General features: G+C 61.0%; 17 protein-coding genes, 4 pseudogenes and 1 riboswitch. Of the genes and pseudogenes, 15 read left to right on the top strand and 6 right to left on the bottom strand.

Annotated features, from left to right (window positions below; genetic code table 11):
* Positions 1 to 248 precede the first annotated feature (248 nt).
* From MLD63_RS03600 to MLD63_RS03565, 8 genes are all read left to right on the top strand, one after another.
* A complete protein-coding gene (locus tag MLD63_RS03600; protein WP_255328522.1) occupies positions 249 to 917 on the top strand; it encodes a Crp/Fnr family transcriptional regulator in 669 nt (222 codons plus the stop codon).
* A 249-nt stretch (positions 918 to 1166) separates the two neighbouring features.
* Entirely contained in the window at positions 1167 to 2465 is a 1299-nt protein-coding gene (locus MLD63_RS03595; RefSeq protein WP_255328521.1) for a PRC-barrel domain-containing protein, read from the top strand.
* A 132-nt stretch (positions 2466 to 2597) separates the two neighbouring features.
* A complete protein-coding gene (locus MLD63_RS03590; RefSeq protein ID WP_255328519.1) occupies positions 2598 to 3104 on the top strand; it encodes a DUF421 domain-containing protein in 507 nt (168 codons plus the stop codon).
* Between the two features lie 204 nt (positions 3105 to 3308).
* Entirely contained in the window at positions 3309 to 4007 is a 699-nt protein-coding gene (locus MLD63_RS03585; protein WP_255328518.1) for a YciE/YciF ferroxidase family protein, read from the top strand.
* A gap of 110 nt (positions 4008 to 4117) precedes the next feature.
* Entirely contained in the window at positions 4118 to 4666 is a 549-nt protein-coding gene (locus tag MLD63_RS03580) for a hypothetical protein (protein ID WP_255328517.1), read from the top strand.
* Positions 4666 to 5064, top strand: coding sequence for a phage holin family protein (locus MLD63_RS03575; RefSeq protein WP_255328516.1), 399 nt, complete (start codon positions 4666 to 4668; stop codon positions 5062 to 5064). The genes MLD63_RS03580 and MLD63_RS03575 overlap by 1 nt, the downstream gene beginning before the upstream one ends.
* Positions 5054 to 6256, top strand: a complete 1203-nt coding sequence (locus MLD63_RS03570; protein ID WP_255328515.1) for a DUF3618 domain-containing protein — start codon at positions 5054 to 5056, stop codon at positions 6254 to 6256. The genes MLD63_RS03575 and MLD63_RS03570 overlap by 11 nt, the downstream gene beginning before the upstream one ends.
* 72 nt (positions 6257 to 6328) lie before the next feature.
* Positions 6329 to 7270, top strand: coding sequence for a YihY/virulence factor BrkB family protein (locus MLD63_RS03565; protein ID WP_255328514.1), 942 nt, complete (start codon positions 6329 to 6331; stop codon positions 7268 to 7270).
* 480 nt (positions 7271 to 7750) lie between these two features.
* Here MLD63_RS03565 and MLD63_RS03560 read toward each other — a convergent pair.
* Positions 7751 to 8075: pseudogene (locus MLD63_RS03560) on the bottom strand (YnfA family protein).
* The gene (locus MLD63_RS03555; RefSeq protein ID WP_255328513.1) at positions 8075 to 8503 is read right to left on the bottom strand and encodes a MerR family transcriptional regulator; all 429 of its coding nucleotides are present in this window, start codon (positions 8501 to 8503) and stop codon (positions 8075 to 8077) included. The pseudogene MLD63_RS03560 and the gene MLD63_RS03555 overlap by 1 nt, the downstream one beginning before the upstream one ends.
* Positions 8504 to 8637: 134 nt before the next feature.
* On the opposite strand from MLD63_RS03555, the gene MLD63_RS03550 reads away from it, so the two are divergent.
* Positions 8638 to 10923 (top strand): heavy metal translocating P-type ATPase, encoded by a 2286-nt coding sequence (locus MLD63_RS03550; protein ID WP_255328512.1) that lies wholly within the window; start codon positions 8638 to 8640, stop codon positions 10921 to 10923.
* A gap of 13 nt (positions 10924 to 10936) precedes the next feature.
* Positions 10937 to 11401 (top strand): annotated as a pseudogene (locus MLD63_RS03545) (DUF411 domain-containing protein); the annotation flags it as partial.
* Positions 11402 to 11593: 192 nt separating this feature from the next.
* Here MLD63_RS03545 and MLD63_RS03540 read toward each other — a convergent pair.
* Positions 11594 to 12520, bottom strand: a pseudogene (locus tag MLD63_RS03540) (LysR family transcriptional regulator).
* Positions 12521 to 12524: 4 nt separating this feature from the next.
* Between MLD63_RS03540 and MLD63_RS03535 the strand changes: the two are divergent.
* Positions 12525 to 12668, top strand: coding sequence for a hypothetical protein (locus tag MLD63_RS03535; protein WP_255328511.1), 144 nt, complete (start codon positions 12525 to 12527; stop codon positions 12666 to 12668).
* Between the two features lie 79 nt (positions 12669 to 12747).
* On the opposite strand, the gene MLD63_RS03530 is transcribed toward MLD63_RS03535, so the two are convergent.
* Entirely contained in the window at positions 12748 to 13215 is a 468-nt protein-coding gene (locus MLD63_RS03530; protein ID WP_255328510.1) for a sigma-70 family RNA polymerase sigma factor, read from the bottom strand.
* A gap of 402 nt (positions 13216 to 13617) precedes the next feature.
* Positions 13618 to 14118, bottom strand: a complete 501-nt coding sequence (locus MLD63_RS03525) for a YciE/YciF ferroxidase family protein (RefSeq protein ID WP_255328509.1) — start codon at positions 14116 to 14118, stop codon at positions 13618 to 13620.
* 171 nt (positions 14119 to 14289) lie between these two features.
* Between MLD63_RS03525 and MLD63_RS03520 the strand changes: the two are divergent.
* The 4 genes and pseudogenes from MLD63_RS03520 to MLD63_RS03505 all read left to right on the top strand — a co-directional run.
* Positions 14290 to 14949, top strand: a pseudogene (locus tag MLD63_RS03520) (integrase core domain-containing protein); the annotation flags it as partial.
* A gap of 322 nt (positions 14950 to 15271) precedes the next feature.
* Positions 15272 to 15370: riboswitch (TPP riboswitch) on the top strand.
* Between the two features lie 372 nt (positions 15371 to 15742).
* Positions 15743 to 16615, top strand: a complete 873-nt coding sequence (locus MLD63_RS03515; RefSeq protein ID WP_439957622.1) for an ABC transporter substrate-binding protein — start codon at positions 15743 to 15745, stop codon at positions 16613 to 16615.
* Between the two features lie 79 nt (positions 16616 to 16694).
* Complete coding sequence (locus tag MLD63_RS03510) at positions 16695 to 17414, top strand: ABC transporter ATP-binding protein (protein ID WP_255329489.1); 720 nt, start codon at positions 16695 to 16697, stop codon at positions 17412 to 17414.
* Positions 17414 to 18145: an ABC transporter permease gene (locus MLD63_RS03505; RefSeq protein WP_439957634.1), complete on the top strand. Its 732-nt coding sequence runs from the start codon at positions 17414 to 17416 to the stop codon at positions 18143 to 18145. The genes MLD63_RS03510 and MLD63_RS03505 overlap by 1 nt, the downstream gene beginning before the upstream one ends.
* A gap of 667 nt (positions 18146 to 18812) precedes the next feature.
* On the opposite strand, the gene MLD63_RS03500 is transcribed toward MLD63_RS03505, so the two are convergent.
* A partial coding sequence (locus MLD63_RS03500; protein WP_255328508.1) for a metallophosphoesterase family protein occupies positions 18813 to 19006 on the bottom strand: 194 nt, incomplete at its 5' end.

Raw genomic sequence — 19006 nt, 5'->3', positions numbered from 1 at the left:
GTTCTGCCGGCCTGATCGATCAAACATTGAACTCCTTTCGTGCTCTTGCGATGATGCCAACTGAGGACCGAACATATGCAGACAGATAGGGCCAAACTCGGACTTCAGTGCAATCAAGTACGCGGATTCCGGTTTAGCTCAAGGCTTTTGGAGATACGCCTTTGCAAACCGTCGAACAAAGCTGTCTCGTCAGCCGACTTTCGCGCTTCGTAGACCTTGATCGCGGAGAATGTGAGTTCATAGCGCAGATGGAGCGGGATGAGCGAAGCTATGCGAAAGGACGCGCCATCGCCGCCTTGGGCGGTAGGACAGACAGCATCAGCGTTCTCAAGACCGGTTGGGCCGTGGTTCGGTCCGAAGATCAGACCGGAAGCGGCCAGATTCTACGGGTCTACATTCCAGGCGAGGTCATCGGCCTGGCGGAACTCGGTGCAAGAGAAGCGCACCATCGCATCGTCATGCAAACTGACGGTGTGGTCTGCCCTTTCCCTCGAGACCGTTTGTCGACACTGCTAACGGACTTCCCCCGACTGGCGGCTTTGCTGATCTCGATCGGAAGTCTGGACCAGATAGCGCTGAGGCATCACGCGACTGCCTTGGGCAGCATGAAGGCGTCCGCGCGCTTCAAATTCTTTCTGCTCCAGTTGCGCGCCCGCCTTGAGGTAGCGAATGTGGGACTGGGCAATCGGATACAAGTCCCCTTCAGTCAGGCCGAACTGGGCCAGATCCTGGGATTGACCCCCGTCTACATCAACAAGTTGCTGAACAATTTTCGGAAGAACGGCGAGCTTGAAGTGGAGCGCCCTTACTTCAGGTTGCTGGCACGCGAGGAATGGGAGCAAGAACTCGGCTTTCGCGATCCGTATCTGTCGATGGATACCACGTGGTTTCCACAGCCTGGTGCGTCTGGTGGCTAAACCCTATCGCCTCGACCGTCTTGAAAGGAAGTGCCTTTGGGGGCTTTGGGTGGAGAACCCGGAAAGCTCATGCCAGAAGATCGCCTGTTTCCTAAACCAGTTTAGACTCTGCGCTGCGCAAGGCGCCTGACACGGAGCTACGCTCGACCCATCGAGACAAATCAGGGAGACGAGACCGTGCAACTTGGAAAACATGCCAACATCTTGGCCATCACGACGGCACTGACAGCATGCGTGCCGTTTGCTGCGATGGCACAAGGCATCCGGATCAACGAAGGCGGTTTGGAAGGCAAGACGCAGGAATGCGTGACCCTTGCCGAGGCCGTCGAAGCACGCGAGGAACCGTTCGACGCACCGTCGCGAGAGCGCATCATCACAGCGATCAACAGTGACGATCAGGCGGAATGCGCCGCGATCGTAGATCAGCTTCAAACCGGGTCGACCGAGACAGCTTCGCAGGAGAGCAGCGAGACGCTCACCGAGGAGGTCGACCTTTCCGAACAGGTCGAGATCGAGGGTGACGCGCGCGTCACCGTTCCCGAGCCTGACGTCGATGTTGAAGTGCCCGCGCCGAATGTTCGCGTGACAGAACAGCAACCGCAGATCGATGTCACGCAGGAGCCGGCGCAGATAGAGCTGCGGCAGGCGCGGCCGCAGATTGAGGTCGAAATTCCCGAAATCGTCGTCCGCGTCGATATTCCGGCGCCGGAGATCTACATCCTGCAACCCAACCCTGACGTTCGCATCAGCCAAGCCGATCCTCAGGTTGAGGTATCGCAGGGCGAGCCGGTTGTTTCTGTTCGCCAAGGCGAGCCACAGCTTAACGTCGACATTGATCTGGACGAGGATTCGGATCAATCCGCGACGGCTCAGACAGACGAGAACTCGTCAGAAGCCCCCGTCAGTAGCGATCAACAATCCGTCGAAGGCGATGTTGAGACAGCGGGTGCCGAGCCTCAGGTCGAGATTGTCGAGGCCGAGGGTCAGCCTCAGATGAGTTATGAATCCGGCGATCCTTCGCTGTCGTTCGAAAGGGCGGAGCCACGCATTGCGGTCATGATGGCCGAGCAGCCGACGATTGAAGTTGGCACCTCTGGCGAGCCCGTCATCACCGTAGAGACGCCCGAAGAGCGCGAGCAGCGCCGTCAGGCGCAGGCTGAACAGCAGCAAGATGACAATAACGCCGAAGAACAACCCGCCTCTGCCGAAGGCCAGACTGATGCAGCTCAGCCGCAGTCACCCCAAGGAGAGACAATGACTGTCGGCGACCTCTTGGATATGGACGTCGTCACATCGGGCGGAGAGGAGCTCGGGGCGCCAGATGCCGTCGTCGAGATCAATGGACAGCCTCACCTGGTGGTCGCAGACGGTGGCTTCTTGGGGATCGGCGAAAAGCAGGTGCCGGTTCCGATCGCTCGCGTCAGCGTCAGGGAGGATCGCCTCGTCCTGTCTGACCTAACCGAGGAGGAAATCGAAGCCGCGAATGACTTCGATTACGACAGCAACCTCGAACTGGCCGACGATCAGACTGTGAATATCGGTCAATAGCTCCACAGTGCGCAATTCTGCAGGGTCGGCCGGAATGGTCGGCCCTGCTTTCTGTCCCGCCTGCAGTGATCGTTCCGGTGTTTCGGCAGCGAAGAATTTGAGGAAAGACTCGTGTTCGGCTTACCCCTGCTCATGGATGTTGTCGTCCGCGGCATTGTTCTCGGCGCAGTTTCACTCACGACCATCATCGTGCTTGTGCGAATTGTCGGGCTGCGCACATTCTCGAAGATGACGGCTTTTGACTTCGTCATCACTTTGGCCACTGGGTCGCTTCTCGCGACCTCGGCGGTGTCGACAAGCTGGCCAGATTTCCTTCAGGCATTGGTCGCGATCTCGGCTTTGATCGGTCTTCAGGTGGGGCTCGCACTCTACCGCAAATCGATTGGCGGGATCCGAAGTCCTCTGGAAAATGAACCGGTCATCCTCGTGCGTGACGGTGTGTTCCAAGACCATGCCATGGCGCGGACAAGGGTTTCCCGCGACGACGTTATGGCAAAGCTGAGAGGCGCGAACGTTCTCGCGATGCAAGACGTTCGGGCAGTGGTGCTCGAGACGACGGGTGACATCAGCGTGCTCTCCGGTGATAGGCTCGAGGCAGAGATATTGCGCGGCGTGAACACTGCCGACGTTGAAACCTGAAAACTGCGGCTCAGACAATCGTCGTGTGTGGCGCCATCGTGACAACCTTGCAGCCCTGTTCGATGAATACCGTGTGGTCGCCGCGCTCTCTGGCCACGCGTATCCCGGCGGACCTTAAACCAGATCAATGCGCGAAGCGTCATTCGATATGATAATGATCAAGAGACAATCGGCGCTTTTCACGTTCAGACACGGAACTCGATCATGCGTGACGCTGTTGTTTTCGAGAGACAGACGATCAGCGCTAAGTTGGTGAATGTTAATCGAAATACGAAGCGGAAGGTTTCGGTGCCGCCGCGCCCGTCAGGGCTGCAGACGCGGTCATCCTCTCAGATACGACTTATTTGGCAAAGTTTGGGAGGCAGGGCCAATGCGAGCCTGCTCGTCAGCCGACGCAACATGGAAGGTTCCAACATGACGACGTTAAACGACCTTTTTCTTGAAGAGCTGCAGGATCCCTGGTCCGCGAATGACCAGATGTCCGAGGTAGCATCCTCGATGGCTGACGAGGCATCGGACGACAGGCTTGCTCAACGGCTGAATACGGCCAAAGACGGCATCGACAAGCATGTCGAACTTTTGAAATCGCTGATCACCGACACTGGCGGCGAAGAGAAAAAAGAACACTGCAAGGGGATGGAGGGCCTCGCGAAGGAAGCTCGTAAACACGCGATCGACGCAGACCTTGACGATGCAGCACTGGATGTCGCGATTATCGCCCAATATCAGCGTATGTGCCATTACGGCATCGCTGGCTTCGGCACGACGAAGGCGTTCGCCGAGGCTCTTGGCGAGGACGAGGCTGCACGGAAACTCGATCGCGCCCCCGACAAGATCTACGGCTCGGACGACTTCATGATGGAGCTGGCCGAACGTTCCCGCAACGTCGACGCCAAGGCCTGACGGATCACCGGCAGGTCCGCTGCCTGCCGGCACCCTCCCTTTGCCGACGACGTGAATTCCCGGCGCCGCTGACAGGCGCTTTCGATTTCAGGCTTTCAAGGAACACACTCATGGAAGACGACAAGAAGCAGTCTGCGACCCAGCAGACGACCTCATCGCAAACGGGCGACAAGACCGCCGTCGAGGACATCAAGGATCAGGCGCGCGACGTCGCCAGCCAGGTCTCGGACCAGGCCGTGTGTTACGCGGATCAAGCAAAGGCAAGCGCCGCGGACGAAGTGCAGGGTGTCGCGTCAGCGCTACGAACTGCCGCGAACGAATTGCGCGACGGCTCGCCGCAAGCCAGAACCTTCAGCCAGATCGCTGATACCCTTGCCGACGCGTCAGATTCTTTGCGTGACAAGGATCTGGGCCAGATGATGACCGCGGCCAATGACTTCGCCAAGCGCAATCCGCTGATCTTCTTGGGCTCGGCCCTCCTGGTCGGCTTTGCCGCGACCCGGTTCGCAAAGGCGTCGTCGAGCGGAAACAGTCCAGTCACGTCGCAGATCGGGTCCCCCTATCGCGGTCCGGTTGGCGGTAGTGTGGATTTACGTGACAGCGGCCAGAAACCGTCGGGCGACCTAACGACGCTAACCGGGCTGGAAGGGAACATCTGATGAGCACGGATCCCAATCGGACGACCGGCGGATTGCTGAGCGACGCGCTGTCGCATGTCAGTTCGCTGGTGCGAAGCGAAGTCGATCTGGCGCGTGCCGAGGTCAGCGAAAACATCAAGGGCGCGGGGGTTGCGATCGGCATGATCGTCGGCGCGGCCATCCTTGCCCTGACGACGCTCAACGTGCTGTCGGCCGCGCTGGTAGCGGCCCTGACGGAGGCAGGCGTCCCCGCTGCATGGTCGGCCATCATCGTCGGCCTGTTCTTCGCGATCATCGCCTACGTCATGGCGCGCAAGGGAATAAGCGATCTGAAACTCACCAGTCTCGCGCCCACCCGCACGGCGAAAAATGTCAAGCGCGACGCGCAGGCCGTGAAGGAGGTCTATGATGACAAATGATGACACGAGAAGCCCCGAAGAAATCGAGCGCGAGATCGAGCGCGAGCGGGCCAGCCTCAGCGACACGCTGGATGACCTGCAAAGCCGCTTTTCGGTCGAGCATCTGGCACGCCAGGTGTCAGATCAGTTCCGCGAACACGGCGGCGATATTGGCCGCTCAGTCTCGGACGCCGTCAAGCGCAATCCGATGGCGCTTGCACTGACGGGCGTCGGGCTGGCTTGGCTGATGCTGTCCGACAAGAACAGCGGGCCGGGCCGCAGCAGCATCCCTGCCCAGCGCAACGCGTCCTATGGCAACACCATCGACGATCATGATCTGGCGGAAACCGGCGCCCCCCGCGTGACCGCCGGGACCGATCGCGGCTTTTCGTATGGCAGCAGTCGATCGCGCAGCCAGACCGGATCCGATGAATGGTTGGGACGTCCGTCCAGCTATGTAACCAAGCGCCGCGATCTGCCGGCTTGGGCGCAGCGCGACGATCGAGGCGGCGGGGCGGTCGGAAAGGCGCGCGATCTCGCCTCGAATGCAGGACATGGCGTCCAGGACGCCGCATCCTCGGCGACCGATGCGGCACGCAATGCCGGATCGACCGTCGCAGGCAAGGCGCAGGACGCCGCGAGCGCTGTCGCGGATGCCGGCCGTTCGGCTGCGGATTCCGCGCGCGACATGGCCGGTTCGGTGTCGGACAGGGCGCGGGATGTGAGCAACCGGCTGTATGAAGGCACTGAGATGCTGGCGGACGATGCCCGCGAACGCGTCATCGCTGCGCGCCAGCGGGCCGTCGAGGCTAGGGAATCCGCAATGCAGTTTGCTCGCCGTGGCGGTGACCGTGCCGTGGACCTGTTCGAGGAACAGCCGCTGATCGGTGGTGCCATCGCGCTCGCCCTCGGGGCGGCCCTCGGAGCAGCCCTACCACGAACCCAGATGGAAGACGACTATCTCGGCGCGCAGAGCGATCAGCTGATTGACGAAGCCGAGCGTATCTTCGAGGACGAAAAGCAGAAGCTGTCCAAGATCGCCGAGGCTGCGACGGATGAGGCCAAATCCATGGCCGCGGACGTCAAGGACAAGGCGGAAAGAGTGGCCAAGACGGCCGTCGATCAGGCCAAGGAGTCTGGATCCAAGATCGCGGACGCCGTGCAGACCGAGGCCGACAAGCAGGACCTCGGAATCGTCAAGAAAAACAGCTGAGCCGTCTCTGGCTCATCTTCACAGCCCGCGCCTGTCGCGCGGGCTGAATTTCATCCGGAAGGAGACTACTCCGTGGCCCGTGGCAGACACGCCGACAAGCCGACACAGATCCCGGCAAAAGGCTGGAAGGACATCGCCCTTCGCGTGAAGGACGAGCTGAGTTCCGATCATGTGGGGCTGATTGCAGCAGGAGTCGCCTTTTATGCGCTTCTCGCGCTGTTCCCTGCAGTCACGGCCCTGATGGCCTTGGCGGGGTTGGTGCTGGAGCCGCCAGAGGTGACCGCGCAGCTTGAAAGCCTGACCGCGATGATGCCGAAGGACGCCGCGCAGATCGTGCTGGACCAGGCAGTCGCCGTCGCCGGGTCCGAACAGGCCGGCCTTGGTGTTGCATTCGTCATCGGTCTGGGACTGGCGCTTTATTCGGCTTCCAAGGGGATGAGCAGCCTGATGGAAGGGCTGAATGTCGCATATGACGAAGACGAGGAACGCGGATTCGTTTCGAAGACAATATGGACGCTGGGGCTGACGCTGTTTCTGATCGTGGGGCTGGTTCTGGGTCTTGTCGCCGCGGTGGCATTGCCTGCGATACTGGATTTCCTGTCCCTGCCCAATTGGCTCACGACGGTCCTCGCGCTTTCGCAATGGGTGATCCTGGCAGTGTTGACGGTGAGCGGGCTTGCTGTGATCTACCGCTATGGTCCGTCGCGCGAGAATGCCGAATGGCGATGGCTATCGCCCGGAGCAATCGCCGCCTGTATCATCTGGCTGATCGCGTCGGTGGCGTTTTCCATCTATGTCGGCAATTTCGGAAGCTACAACGAATCCTTCGGTAGCATGGCCGGGGTCATCATTCTACTTATGTGGCTTTGGATCTCGGCTTACATCATTCTCCTGGGTGCTGAACTGAATGCCGAGATGGAGGCCCAGACCGCCGAGGACACGACCAGCGGAAAGGACCAGCCGATGGGCAAGCGTGGCGCCGAGAAGGCCGACCATTTGGGCGATGCGGGATGATAGTCACAATCATCTACTCGGAGAGCCTGGAATTGGCGTAATTCGCAGGCGTGCGGTGTCCCGAGAAACATGCTGGTGCTGCACGGATCGAGCCAATCGCTCGGCGACTGCTCACATATCCGCCTTCTAGCCCGAGCGGTGACGCGCTCATTCGTTATCTCAAGCTGAAGCTGCGTGGATGCCTCATTTCAGCAGCAGTTGGGTCGCTATCTCGTCCAGCATGTTGCATTCACGCTCGAACGACGGCCTTTAACTAGCCCAGGCCCCTCAGAACTAGAGCGTCCATGTCCGGATAGGGCCGAGAGCGTCCCTCACTATAATTCACGCTCGCCTCTCGAAGCGCGTCCCTGCTCAGGTTTGAAGCGGAAGTCGCTCGCTGCTAGCGTTGGTCAGATCCGTTGGGGTGCCAGTCTGGGCTGAGAGGCGCAAGCTGACCCATCGAACCTGATCCGGGCAATGCGCATCTGCTTAGAGCCGCTATCAACCTGCGCGTGGTGCGAGAAGGATCACTGCGGCACCGATCAGGCACAGGCAGGCACCGGCGATGTCCCATACGTCAGGTCGCTGCCCCTCTGCGCTCCACATCCAGAAAAGCGACGCGGCGATATAGACGCCCCCGGTAGGCGGCATAGGCTCTACCGGCGAAACCCGCCTCGACCTGTGCCAGAAGCCAGCCGAACAGCACAAGGCTCGCAATCCCTGGCAGCAGCCAGAAGATCGACGCGCGCCGCCACCACGCCCAGATCGCAAAGCAGCCGGCAATCTCGGCGAGCGCAGCGAACGGATAGATCAACGCGGTCGGCATCAGGAAACGGGCCGGTGGTGATCGGAAAGGCACTCTTCGTGGTCGCGTAGCACCTCAAGGATGCGGCAGTTGGCAACCCGGTCGGACCTGCACTCGCTGATCATCCGTTGCAATTCCATCCGGAGCGCCTCAAGCCGAGAGATGCGAGCCTCAACCTCGCGGAGCTGTTTCTGAGCGATCGCATCGACCTGCGCACAGCGCCTTTCTGGGCTGTCAGATAGGTCCAGAAGCTCTCGTATCGCCTCCAATGAGAAGCCGAGTTGTCGAGAGTGTCGGATAAAGGCGAGCCGGTCGAGTTCCGGTGTCCCGTAGCGACGCTGGCCGCCTTCGCTCCTCCCAGGCTCGGGCATCAAACCTATCAGTTCGTAATAGCGGATCGTCTGCACCTTGGTGCCGGTCCTCCTTGCCATCGTCCCAATGGACAACATGACCGTCTCCTTTGTTCGTTAGCGTCGCGTCCCCGAGGCCAAAGATACGTAAAACCTCTTCGCGCGGCTTGAACCTACAGTTGCTGTAGGTCCTATATCGAGTTCCGATCGAAGAATCACGACGGAGAAACATCATGGCAGACGGGACCGCAGGACAACGCGAATGGCGCATCATAGGGATGGATTGCGGTTCATGCGCCGCCAAGGTCCGCGGCGCGGTTGAGCGTCTGCCTGGCGTCGAGGATGTCGACGTCGCCCTGATGGCCAGGCGGTTGCGACTGACGCTCGATGAGACACAGACATCGCCCGAGCGCATCGAGAACGCCGTGCGCGGCGTCGGCTTCGGGATCGCGCCTAAGGGCGCACGGCCAGAGAAGCCCAAAGGCGGCTTTGTCCTGCCGGACGGAGCCTTTCCGAATGCGCCGGAGGCCGTAGAAATCGACAGCGAGCCGGAGGAGATCGCTGGGCCCGACGATGATGCACAGACCTTCTGGTTGAAGACTTCCAAGGGTCGCCTTGTGTTCGGAACCGGCGCCCTACTCGCGGCAGCTTGGGCGTCACGGCTTGTCCAACCGGCTGAGATCGCGCATTGGGCGTTCGTCCTGGCGACACTGGTCGGGATCGTGCCCGTGGCGCAGCGCGCCTTTGCCATGACGCGGGCTGGCATGCCCTTCACCATCGAGATGCTGATGACCATCGCCGCTGGTGGAGCGCTGATCATCGGTGAGCCAGAAGAGGCGGCGCTCGTCGTTTTCCTCTTTGCCGTGGGCGAATTGCTTGAAGGAGCCTCTGCGGGCAAGGCGCGCGACAGCATTCGCGCACTCTCGAAGCTCGTGCCGAAGACGGCACGGCTCGAAGTGGGCGGCAAGACACGGGAGATAGCGGCCGAGAGGCTCCAGTTGGGCCAGATCGTGCAGGTCCGTCCGGGCGACCGCGTTCCCTGCGACGGCGAGGTGATCGATGGCACGTCGGGTGTGGATGAGAGCCCGGTGACCGGCGAGAGTGTCCCGAGCCTCAAGGAGCCGGGCGCGGAGGTCTTCGCCGGATCGATCAACACTGAAGCTCTGCTGCGCGTGCGGGTGTTGAGGTCGGCCGAGGACAACACCATCTCCCGCATTGTCCGCCTCGTGGAAGAGGCCGAGAGCGCCCGTGCGCCGACCGAGCGCTTCATCGACCGGTTCAGCCGGGTCTACATGCCCGCTGTGGTCGGGGTCGCTGTTGTTGTCGCTATCGTCCCTCCGCTGGCCTTTGGCCAGGCATGGGGCGAATGGGTCTACCGGGCGCTGGCGCTGCTGCTTATCGGCTGCCCTTGCGCTCTGGTCATCTCGGTGCCGGCGTCGATCACCTCGGCCCTGTCTACGGGAGCGCGCAACGGTCTTCTGATGAAGGGCGGTGCGGTGATCGAGTCGGCGGCCCGCACGAGCCATGTCGCCTTCGACAAGACCGGCACGCTCACACATGGCAGGCCCCGCGTGACAGATGTCTCTGTGTTGAGTGGAACCGACGACGACCTCATGGCGCTTGCCGCCGGGGTCGAGAGCGGGGCAAGCCACCCGCTCGGACAGGCGATCTGCGTTGAAGCCGAAAGGCGGGGCGTGCAGGCGGCGACGGCCACCGGCGGCCGCGCACTTCCCGGCAAGGGGGCGGAAGCCTCCATCGACGGCGTGACCGTCAGCGTGGGCTCCCCAAGGCTGGCGAACGAGCGCGGCGCACTCACGCACGACCTGCGGACCCGCGTCACGGCACTCGAAGCCCAAGGCAAGACGGTGGTCATCGTGTTACGCGAAGACGTGCCTCAGGGCCTCATCGCGCTCAGAGACGAGCCGCGCGCCGATGCGGCGGACGCGGTCGCGCAGCTGCGCGGCCTCGGCATATCCTCAGTCATGCTGACCGGGGACAACGCACGCACGGCGCAGGCGATCGCCGAGGGGCTCGGGATCGAGCATCGGTCGGAACTGATGCCCGAAGACAAGGTGACGGCGATCCGCGATCTGACAGTGAATGCCCGCGTGATGATGATCGGCGACGGGATCAACGACGCGCCCGCGCTCGCCGCCGCGCATGTCGGCGTCGCTATGGGGTCGGGCACCGACGTGGCGCTGGAAACAGCCGACGCCGCGATCCTGCGCAACCGCGTGGCCGATGTCGTAGGCTTGGTCCGTCTCTCCCGCGCCACCATGTCAAACATCCGCCAGAACATCGCGATCGCGCTCGGGCTAAAGGCGGCCTTCCTCGTAACTACCGTTCTCGGCATCACCGGCCTCTGGATCGCGATCCTTGCGGATACCGGAGCCACGGTGCTGGTCACGATGAACGCGCTCCGGCTGCTGTTCTTCCGGCCCACCGGCACAGCGGAACCTGCGGGTTACGTCGGTCTGACCGCTGAGACACGCCCCGGTCAAGCAGCCTCAACGATCTGAGAAGGAGACACCGATGATCCTCACCCGCCGCGCCATGATGGCTTCCGCCGCGTGCTTCGCCGCGACAGCGCCAACCGCCGGACCGTCTCAAAGCTCTCCCGCGATCCACGTCCTGAAAGATCCAAATTGCGGCTGCTGCACGGCCTGGATCGAGCTTCTGAAGGAGGACGGCTTCACAGTCACCACAGAGCGCAGCTTCGGCACCCTCCTGATCCGGCACAAGCTCGAGAACGGCATTCCTCAGAACATGACCTCCTGCCACACCGGCGAAATCGAGGGCTACATGATCGAAGGACACGTGCCGACGGCCGACATTCGACGGCTGCTATCCGAGCGCCCCAATGCCGTCGGTCTCGCCGTGCCCGGGATGCCTTACGGATCACCGGGCATGGGACCAGAGGATGAGCGGGAAGCCTACGATGTGTTCCTGATCCTCGGAGATGGCAGGACAGAAATCTTCTCCAGCTACGAGGCTGCCCGAAGGCACCGATCTCAGGATCGCCGAGGGGGCACTACACAAATCTTACACCGCGCAGTCGCAGCGAAAGTCAGGAAAGTCCCGCACTGCTGACCTTCACCCTCCGAAAATGCCGCACGATGAATGAATGGCCGGTCTGGTGAAGCTGCGCCGCAGCGATGGCCAGCTTGGCGAACGGCAGTTCTGGGCCGTTTACTGACTAACTTCTACATAAAGCATCGACTGCATATATCCGACAAAAACCTGAGCGTCCTGCACTGCCTCCCAACGTATCTGACCGCAATTCAGGCGATCGACCAACACCCGAAGCGCCGAACTCAGGTTTCGACGGCCCATGTAGCACAGATGACAGCCGTCAAACGGCGGATAGAAGGTCGCGAGGACGCGCCCCAGTCGGCCTGTGTCCAGATCGGCCATGACCTCTGGCAGGGGCAGGAAGCCGATTCCGTGGCCGGCACGCGCGGCAGTCAGGACAACCCCCGGATCGTTGAGGATAAAGGGTCAGGCCAACTTCTTCACAACGTCGGCGCCCTCGATCTCGAACTCCCAATCATAGATCGGCCCGTTCAAGCGATGGCGCATCAGGATGCAATCGTGCCCGTCCAGGTCGTCCGGATGCGCGGGCGTCCTGCGGGTCGCGAGATAACCCTGTGAGGCAACGGCCGCCATCTGAAGCTGCGGCCCGATCGGCACGGCGATCATGTCGGGACCCAGATGCTCCCCAAGGCGGATGGCGCAATCGAACCGATCATCGGCTAGATCAGACAGCCTGCCTTCACTGCTGATTTCGACGCGGATGTCAGGATCGTCGCGGACCATCTGCGAGACGATCGGCCACAGGAAGTCGCGGGTGGCGGGAATGCTGGACGTGATCCGGATCAGGCCCGACGGTCTTTCCCCCATGGTCCGCAATTCTTCGATCCGCGCGCCGAGTTGCTGGAACCCCGGACTAACCGCGCCGAGCAATTGTTCGCCCGCATCGCTCAGGCTGACCTTGCGCGAGGAGCGGTTCAAGAGCCGCACGCCGATCCGGTCCTCAAGCCGCCGGATCACATGGCTAACGGCGGATTGCGAGACCCTGAGCCGGTGTAAGGCATTGCGGGTAGAGAACGTCTGCACGTGGGTGTCGGGACGCGTGCACGTGCCGGATTTCGGCGCCCTGCTGAAAGCCGATCACTTCGAATGGGACTATCTTTACCTGCCGAAGAAAATCGACGCGGCCTTGACCGAAATGACCGGGGCCGTGCCGTCGCCCGGTCGAACCTGAAACGGACGGGCTGCCGGATAAGCAGGGAATTGCAGATTACCTATCTTCGCGCATCGACACTCAGGGGTGGCCTTCAGAATTAAAGCTCAAGCTCCGTCCGCAGGATGCCGCGCGCGCGGTTCATACGGCTCTTGATCGTGCCGATATCGCAATCCAGCAGTTCCGCAGCATCGAGGTAGCTCACGCCCAGAGCTCCAACCAGGACGATGGTATTGCGATAATGAGACGGCATCTTGTCGAGCACGCCGCGAACTTCCAGCGCCATCATGTGCCATTCCTGACCCGGACCGACGCTGACACGCTCGGACGCGCAATCGATGCTTCCTGTCCTTTCACGTGCCGATTTTCGGCATTGGGTAAAGAACAGGTTGCGCATGATCTTGAACATCCAGGCGCGGAGATTCGTGCCGGGCCTGTACTGATGAGCGTATTCGATCGCACGAAGCAGGGTTTCCTGCACGAGATCCTCTGCATCGGACCTGTTGCGGCATAAAACCCGCGAATAGGCGCGAAGGGACGGTGTGAGGCTCAGAATGTCATCGGACATGGAACACCCTATTGGGTCACATTAAACTCGTCCGCAGCCTGCTGTATATAGCTGTAACCATAACAAATATCAGGGAGCCAACTGGAGAGTCGTCAGGCGTCGCTTGCGTTTGAAGCCTTGTCGAGCGCAGCCTGCAATGCATCGGCAAGGGCTTTCATTCTGTCGCTCACAGGTTCAGATCGAATCTCGTCCATTGTGCGAGACAAAGCCAAACCGACTTCTTTGTTTCCATTTCGGAGTGATATTTCTCGATCATGGTGTTAATTTTGCGATCGACCCACTGGATTGGCGGCTCGCGAGAGAACTTGGGTGTACCGTGTGTCCGAAAGCCTGTTAGGCGGGGAGGATTGACCGAGGCTGCGAGTGCCCTGGACCCTCGCCCGCAATGGTAAATTGTATCGTTCAGCCTGCGCGACGGTTGATCCGTTCCTGCGCAAGATCGTTCAGCGTCTGATCGGCGCCATACTCATCATCGAGGTTCTGACGCAGCAGGCTGGCCGCGTCGTCATGCCCAAGCTCTTGCGCCCAAGCTACGAGTGTTCCGTAACGCGTGATCTCGTAATGCTCGACCGCCTGTGCCGAGGCGATGATCGCAGCATCAAGCACATCGCCCTCCTCGACCTCGCCTGCCAGATGATCGGCTTCCTCAATGATGCCGTCGATCGCCGGGCATTCGACGGCCTCGGCCTTTTCACCGTGCAGGCTGAAGACCTCTTCCAACCGTTCGACGTGGGTTTCCGTCTCTCTCAGGTGCTTTTCCAGCCCTGACTTCAGTCGATCGTTCCGCGCGTTCTCGATCATCTTCGGCAGGCTCTTCACGATCTGCTTTTCCGCGTAATAGATGTCCTGAAGCCGGTGTGTATACAGCTCGTCGAGCGAGCTGATAATCGTCATCAACGCCATGTCGGTCTCCGTTTATGAGGATGGTCCGGCCCGACATCGTAGCGTGCCATCGCGCCCTCCTGAATTGGCTGCCCTCCAAAGAGGTGCGTCTCGTAAACAGGCGTTCGGACGAAATGTTCGAGAGATTAACGATTATTCTGCCGTGTCGCTGACGGGTGTCACGCCGGCCCGGTTCGGCTTCATGGCGGAACCGGCGTGCAAAGTCGGCACAGGTCGCCCAGCTCGAGGAGGCCGTGGTTACTGATCCCAATCGCGCCAAACGCTCGATGGTCTTTGGTCTTCGTCTCTGACCAGATGACGGACGGTCGGCGCTTCAGGGTGCTGACGGTGGTTGATGACTGCACACGCGAATGCCTGACCTTAATGGCAGACACTTCGCTGTCTGGTCTGCGTTTTGCCAGAGAGCTGGAGACCCTCATGGCCCGCTGACGGCAACCCAAGATGATCGTCAGCGATAATGGGACCGAGTTCACGTCCAACGCGATCCTGGGCTTCGCTGACCGAATGGGGATCGACTGGCACTACATTGCCCGTGGCAAGCCGATCGAGAATGCCTTCATCGAGAGCTTCAATGGCCGGTTGCGAGAGGAACTGCTCAATGAAACGCTCTTCCCATCGCTTGCTCACGACCGGGCCACCGTGGCGTCTTGGCGGGCAGGTTACAATCTGCAGCGGCCTCACTCGCGGCTGGGTTGGATAACCCCTGCCGAATATGCCGACACCTTTAATCCGCGACGGGATCTGCCGCTCCGCTAAATGACCAGCTCCGCGCCTGCCTCCACCGCTCACCCCGGCCAGCTCGACCAAAACCAACCGCCCGAGTCTACTTGACGCTGGATAGAAGTTGGGGGCGACGTCAGCCGAGAACAACAAATTTCATAGTTCCTCCCGTTTGCGATGTAACAGAGAACGGCATCAAGGTTCCCAGAGAGCCGCGTGCGAATGACAACTTCGTCCCGCACTGCGGCCTATTGACCGGTGAAATGCTGCGCGAAGCGATAGTGTCCAGTTCGGTGAAGCCGCGCTGCAACAATCGACCGACCGGCAAACGGCAGCAATGGGCCGGTAGCGTGCCTCACTATGATTCACGCTCGCCTCTCGAAGCGCGTCCCTGCTCAGGGTTGAAGCGGAATTCGCTCGCTGCTAGCGTCAGTCAGATCCGTTGGGGTGCCCGTCAGGGCTGAGAGGCGCAAGCTGACCCATCGAACCTGATCCGGGCAATGCCGGCGTAGGGAACGGAGCACGATGAAGCCCTTGGCTGGCAGCCGGTTCTTTGTGTTTCCTCCATCCCTGCCGGAAGGAGGAATTGATGACGTCCCTTCCGCACTCCGACTACTGCAAGCTTCGCTTGATCCGAAGCATCTTGTCGCAATTATCCGTTTTGCGGCCTGCGCGCTTTACGGTGCCGATCTCATGGCTGACGAACCCTCTTCCCGACAATGATCAGCAGGCCGTGACCTTCAGGCATCAACACAGACACCTACACGCATCTGCTCAATGGCTTACCGAAATTGGAAGAGCATTCCTTTCCAGCGTCCACTGGCGACGGTGTCGGAGACCCCTGAACGTCGGCCTAACCGCTGTCGCGATCCTCACTGCAACCCCTGCCACCGCGCAGGACAAGATGACCGTCGTGCTCGACTGGTTCGTGAATCCAGACCATGGCCCAATCATCATCGCCCAGGAGGTGGGCTACTTCGCCGAGGCTGGGCTGGAGGTCGAAGTGATCGCGCCGGCCGATCCGGCCGACCCGCCAAAAATGGCCGCCACGGGACGCGCCGACATCGCCATTTCGTATCAGCCGCAACTGCACCTCCAGGTGGCCGAGGGACTGCCTCTGATCAGGGTGGGCACTCTTGTCGCGACGCCCCTCAACTGTCTGCTGGTGCTCGATGAAGGACCAATCGATGAGATCGCAGATCTGAGGAACCGCAGGATCGGTTTCTCGGTCTCAGGTTTCGAGGAGGCTCTGCTATCGGCGATGCTGGACCAAGCCGATCTGAGCACCGAAGATGTCGAGATGGTCAGCGTCAACTGGTCACTTTCGCCGTCGCTCATGTCAGGTCAGGTCGATGCGGTCATCGGCGCCTTCCGCAATTTCGAACTCAATCAGATGGAGATCGAGGGTGTCGCCGGCCGCTGTTTCTATCCCGAAGAGGAAGGCGTGCCGACCTATGACGAGCTGATCTACGTTGCCAATCCAGACACGATGGACGGCGATGCGATCCGCCGTTTTCTTTCTGCGACGGAGAGGGCGACCCAGTTCATCGTCAACCATCCGCAGGAAAGCTGGAAAGTATTTGCGGGCACCTCGGCCGAATTGCAGGACGAGTTAAACGAACGCGCCTGGATCGACACGATCCCGCGCTTTGCCCTGCGTCCCGAAGCTCTCGATCAGGGGCGCTATATCCGGTTCGAGGCGTTTCTCGAGGAGATGGGGCTGATCGAGGGCACGCGCCCGGTCTCGGCCTTGGCCGTCGATCTGGGGGCAGAATGAGCGTCACCGGTAAGGTCACTGGAGGGCTCGGACGTTCGGCGCAGATCGACAGCAGTCTCAGGGCCATGGTTCAATGGAGATGAGCGCTCCCGCGCTGCGAATTTTCGGACACGCGTCAATCGCTGGCGTGCCGATCTTCAGCTCCCTTTCGTTCGAGGTCCCCGCAGGTGGATGGTCCTGCTTGCTTGGGCCTTCAGGTGTGGGCAAATCGACGATCCTGCGTTTGCTCGCCGGCCTCGATGATGGGGTCGATTTTAAGGGCGAAATCGCGACAAGCGATGGCGCACCGCTTCATGGACGTGTGGCCCTGATGGCGCAAAACGACCTGCTGCTGCCGTGGCTCGATGCCTTGGGCAACGTGATCCTCGGCGCCCGTCTTCGCGGTGCGGCCCCTGATCGCGATCGGGCGCGCGAGATGCTGCGTCTGGTCGGGTTGACTGGTCATGCCGGAAAAAAGCCAGCTGCGCTTTCCGGCGGTCAGCGGCAGCGCGTAGCCTTGGCCCGCACCCTGATGGAGGATCGGCCGGTCGTGCTGCTGGACGAACCTTTCTCTGCGCTCGACGCGAGGTCACGTGGCTTGATGCAGGATCTGTCAGCTGAACTGCTGTCTGATCGAACGGTTCTGCATATCACCCACGATGCCGCAGAGGCGGCACGATTGGGTGACAGGGTGCTGCTGATGACGCGGGCCGGTATCTCCGCAATCACTCCGCCGCAGAGCGCGACGCCGCGTCCATACGATGCAGACGCCACCCTCCTGTTTCAGGGGCACCTATTGCGGCTGCTGATGGCGGCATGATGAAGCGGGTTTCGCGCATCTCCGTCATGGCACTGTCGGCGCTCGCTGTCTGGCAACTTGTCGTGACGCTTGGCGATCTCCCCGCTTTCATTCTGCCCGGCCCTGGGCGTGTCTTCGCAACCCTGTGGATCAGCCGGGAACTCATCGCGGAGCACGCGCTCGTCACGACGGTCGAGATCCTGCTTGGCCTGACGCTTGGCTCAGCCTTGGGATTTGCGTCGGGAATCGTGCTCGTTGCTTCTCCAGCGGTCAGATCGGTCATGCGACCGATGCTGGTCTTCAGTCAGGCCGTGCCGGTCTTTGCGTTGGCACCAATCCTGACCCTGTGGCTGGGTTACGGATTGTGGCCGAAGGTCGCGACAGCGCTGCTTATCATATACTTTCCCGTGACCTCGGCCTTCTTTGACGCTCTGATGCGGACGCCCCGCCCCTGGGTCGAACTTGCCCATGTGATGGGGGCGCGTCCAAGCAGGATCCTCTGGCGAGTCCAGGTGCCTGCCGCCCTGCCCGGCTTCGCGTCGGGACTTCGGCTCGCGGCGGTCTACGCCCCCATCGGCGCGATCATCGGCGAATGGGTCGGCGCCTCTCAAGGCCTTGGCTACCTCATGCTCATGGCGAATGGGCGTGCCAAGATCGACCTGATGTTTGCAGCCCTGCTGGTCCTGGCCGTTCTGACCCTGCTGCTTCACGCGACGATCGATGCGATCTGTCGGTGGCTTTGGCAGAGCTAGAGCGCCGGCCGCCGTGCCTCATCGTTCAAGAATGCATGAGCCATGCCGTGGAGCACGTGAACCGGAGTTTCTTCAACAGAATTCACAACAGGTCTCTGTCAGCTCCTTTGCCGAGACCGGTGCGCGGGCACCCCGGCTTCGAACACCAAGACCGTGAACCGAGCCGACGCGCGTGCTTCAGCGCCGCCCTTGTGCATCTGGATGGGCGAGCCCGCGAATATGATGCCGTCATATCGCTTTAGATCCGGATTGTCCCCGCTAATCAGGCATGAGACCATTTCTGCCGCGTTGCCGGGCCGGAGGCGCTGCAAGGTCGTGGCGTAGCTCTCGTGCGAGGTCTGTCCGGTATAGCTCCGCTCGTCTTGCTGTGCCGGCGTCTCGCTCGAGACGACGAGGGATCAATAATTGGCCTTTCCCAGAGCGCGTAGTCACACAACGCCGACGCGCGGAAATGAGTTCGCCGCTGCGACCATCGACGATGCGAGGCGTGATCTCGGTCCGAAAGGGATAGGCGCACCGGGAACAGCGGCCGCCGCGCCAGTGAAGTGGGCCAGTGTTGAGACCACGCTGGAATCAAGGCTCGGGGTCTGCGCGCCGATGCTTCCTTTATTATGCTGATGCTCTGATGACGGTCAACAATGGGCAAACATGTCCAGACGGAGGCGGATCACTCAGCTAGCGGATGAACGATGGCGCAGGGACGACCGGCTTCTTCCCAGAGAAAGGCGAAGGTGATCGGCAGGCGGAAGCGCCGAGGGCCAGCGGCGCCCGGGTTCAGCCAGAGTATGCCCCTGATTTCACCGATGCTAGGCTTGTGCGAGTGGCCCGAGATGACGACGTTCCATCCCTCGATTTTGAGAT

Origin of the sequence: Paracoccus albicereus, assembly GCF_024359525.1 — a bacterium.
Classification (GTDB): domain Bacteria; phylum Pseudomonadota; class Alphaproteobacteria; order Rhodobacterales; family Rhodobacteraceae; genus Paracoccus; species Paracoccus albicereus.
Note: the sequence above shows the minus strand (reverse complement) of the source record. Positions and strands in the feature narration are given on the sequence as shown.

Coding starts and splice junctions, on each gene's coding strand:
- MLD63_RS03600 (WP_255328522.1), top strand. CDS start 249: ATGGAGCGGGATGAGCGAAGCTATGCGAAAGGACGCGCCATCGCCGCC.
- MLD63_RS03595 (WP_255328521.1), top strand. CDS start 1,167: ATGGCACAAGGCATCCGGATCAACGAAGGCGGTTTGGAAGGCAAGACG.
- MLD63_RS03590 (WP_255328519.1), top strand. CDS start 2,598: ATGGATGTTGTCGTCCGCGGCATTGTTCTCGGCGCAGTTTCACTCACG.
- MLD63_RS03585 (WP_255328518.1), top strand. CDS start 3,309: ATGCGTGACGCTGTTGTTTTCGAGAGACAGACGATCAGCGCTAAGTTG.
- MLD63_RS03580 (WP_255328517.1), top strand. CDS start 4,118: ATGGAAGACGACAAGAAGCAGTCTGCGACCCAGCAGACGACCTCATCG.
- MLD63_RS03575 (WP_255328516.1), top strand. CDS start 4,666: ATGAGCACGGATCCCAATCGGACGACCGGCGGATTGCTGAGCGACGCG.
- MLD63_RS03570 (WP_255328515.1), top strand. CDS start 5,054: ATGACAAATGATGACACGAGAAGCCCCGAAGAAATCGAGCGCGAGATC.
- MLD63_RS03555 (WP_255328513.1), bottom strand. CDS start 8,503: ATGTTGTCCATTGGGACGATGGCAAGGAGGACCGGCACCAAGGTGCAG.
- MLD63_RS03550 (WP_255328512.1), top strand. CDS start 8,638: ATGGCAGACGGGACCGCAGGACAACGCGAATGGCGCATCATAGGGATG.
- MLD63_RS03530 (WP_255328510.1), bottom strand. CDS start 13,215: ATGTCCGATGACATTCTGAGCCTCACACCGTCCCTTCGCGCCTATTCG.
- MLD63_RS03525 (WP_255328509.1), bottom strand. CDS start 14,118: ATGGCGTTGATGACGATTATCAGCTCGCTCGACGAGCTGTATACACAC.
- MLD63_RS03515 (WP_439957622.1), top strand. CDS start 15,743: ATGACCGTCGTGCTCGACTGGTTCGTGAATCCAGACCATGGCCCAATC.
- MLD63_RS03510 (WP_255329489.1), top strand. CDS start 16,695: ATGAGCGCTCCCGCGCTGCGAATTTTCGGACACGCGTCAATCGCTGGC.
- MLD63_RS03505 (WP_439957634.1), top strand. CDS start 17,414: ATGAAGCGGGTTTCGCGCATCTCCGTCATGGCACTGTCGGCGCTCGCT.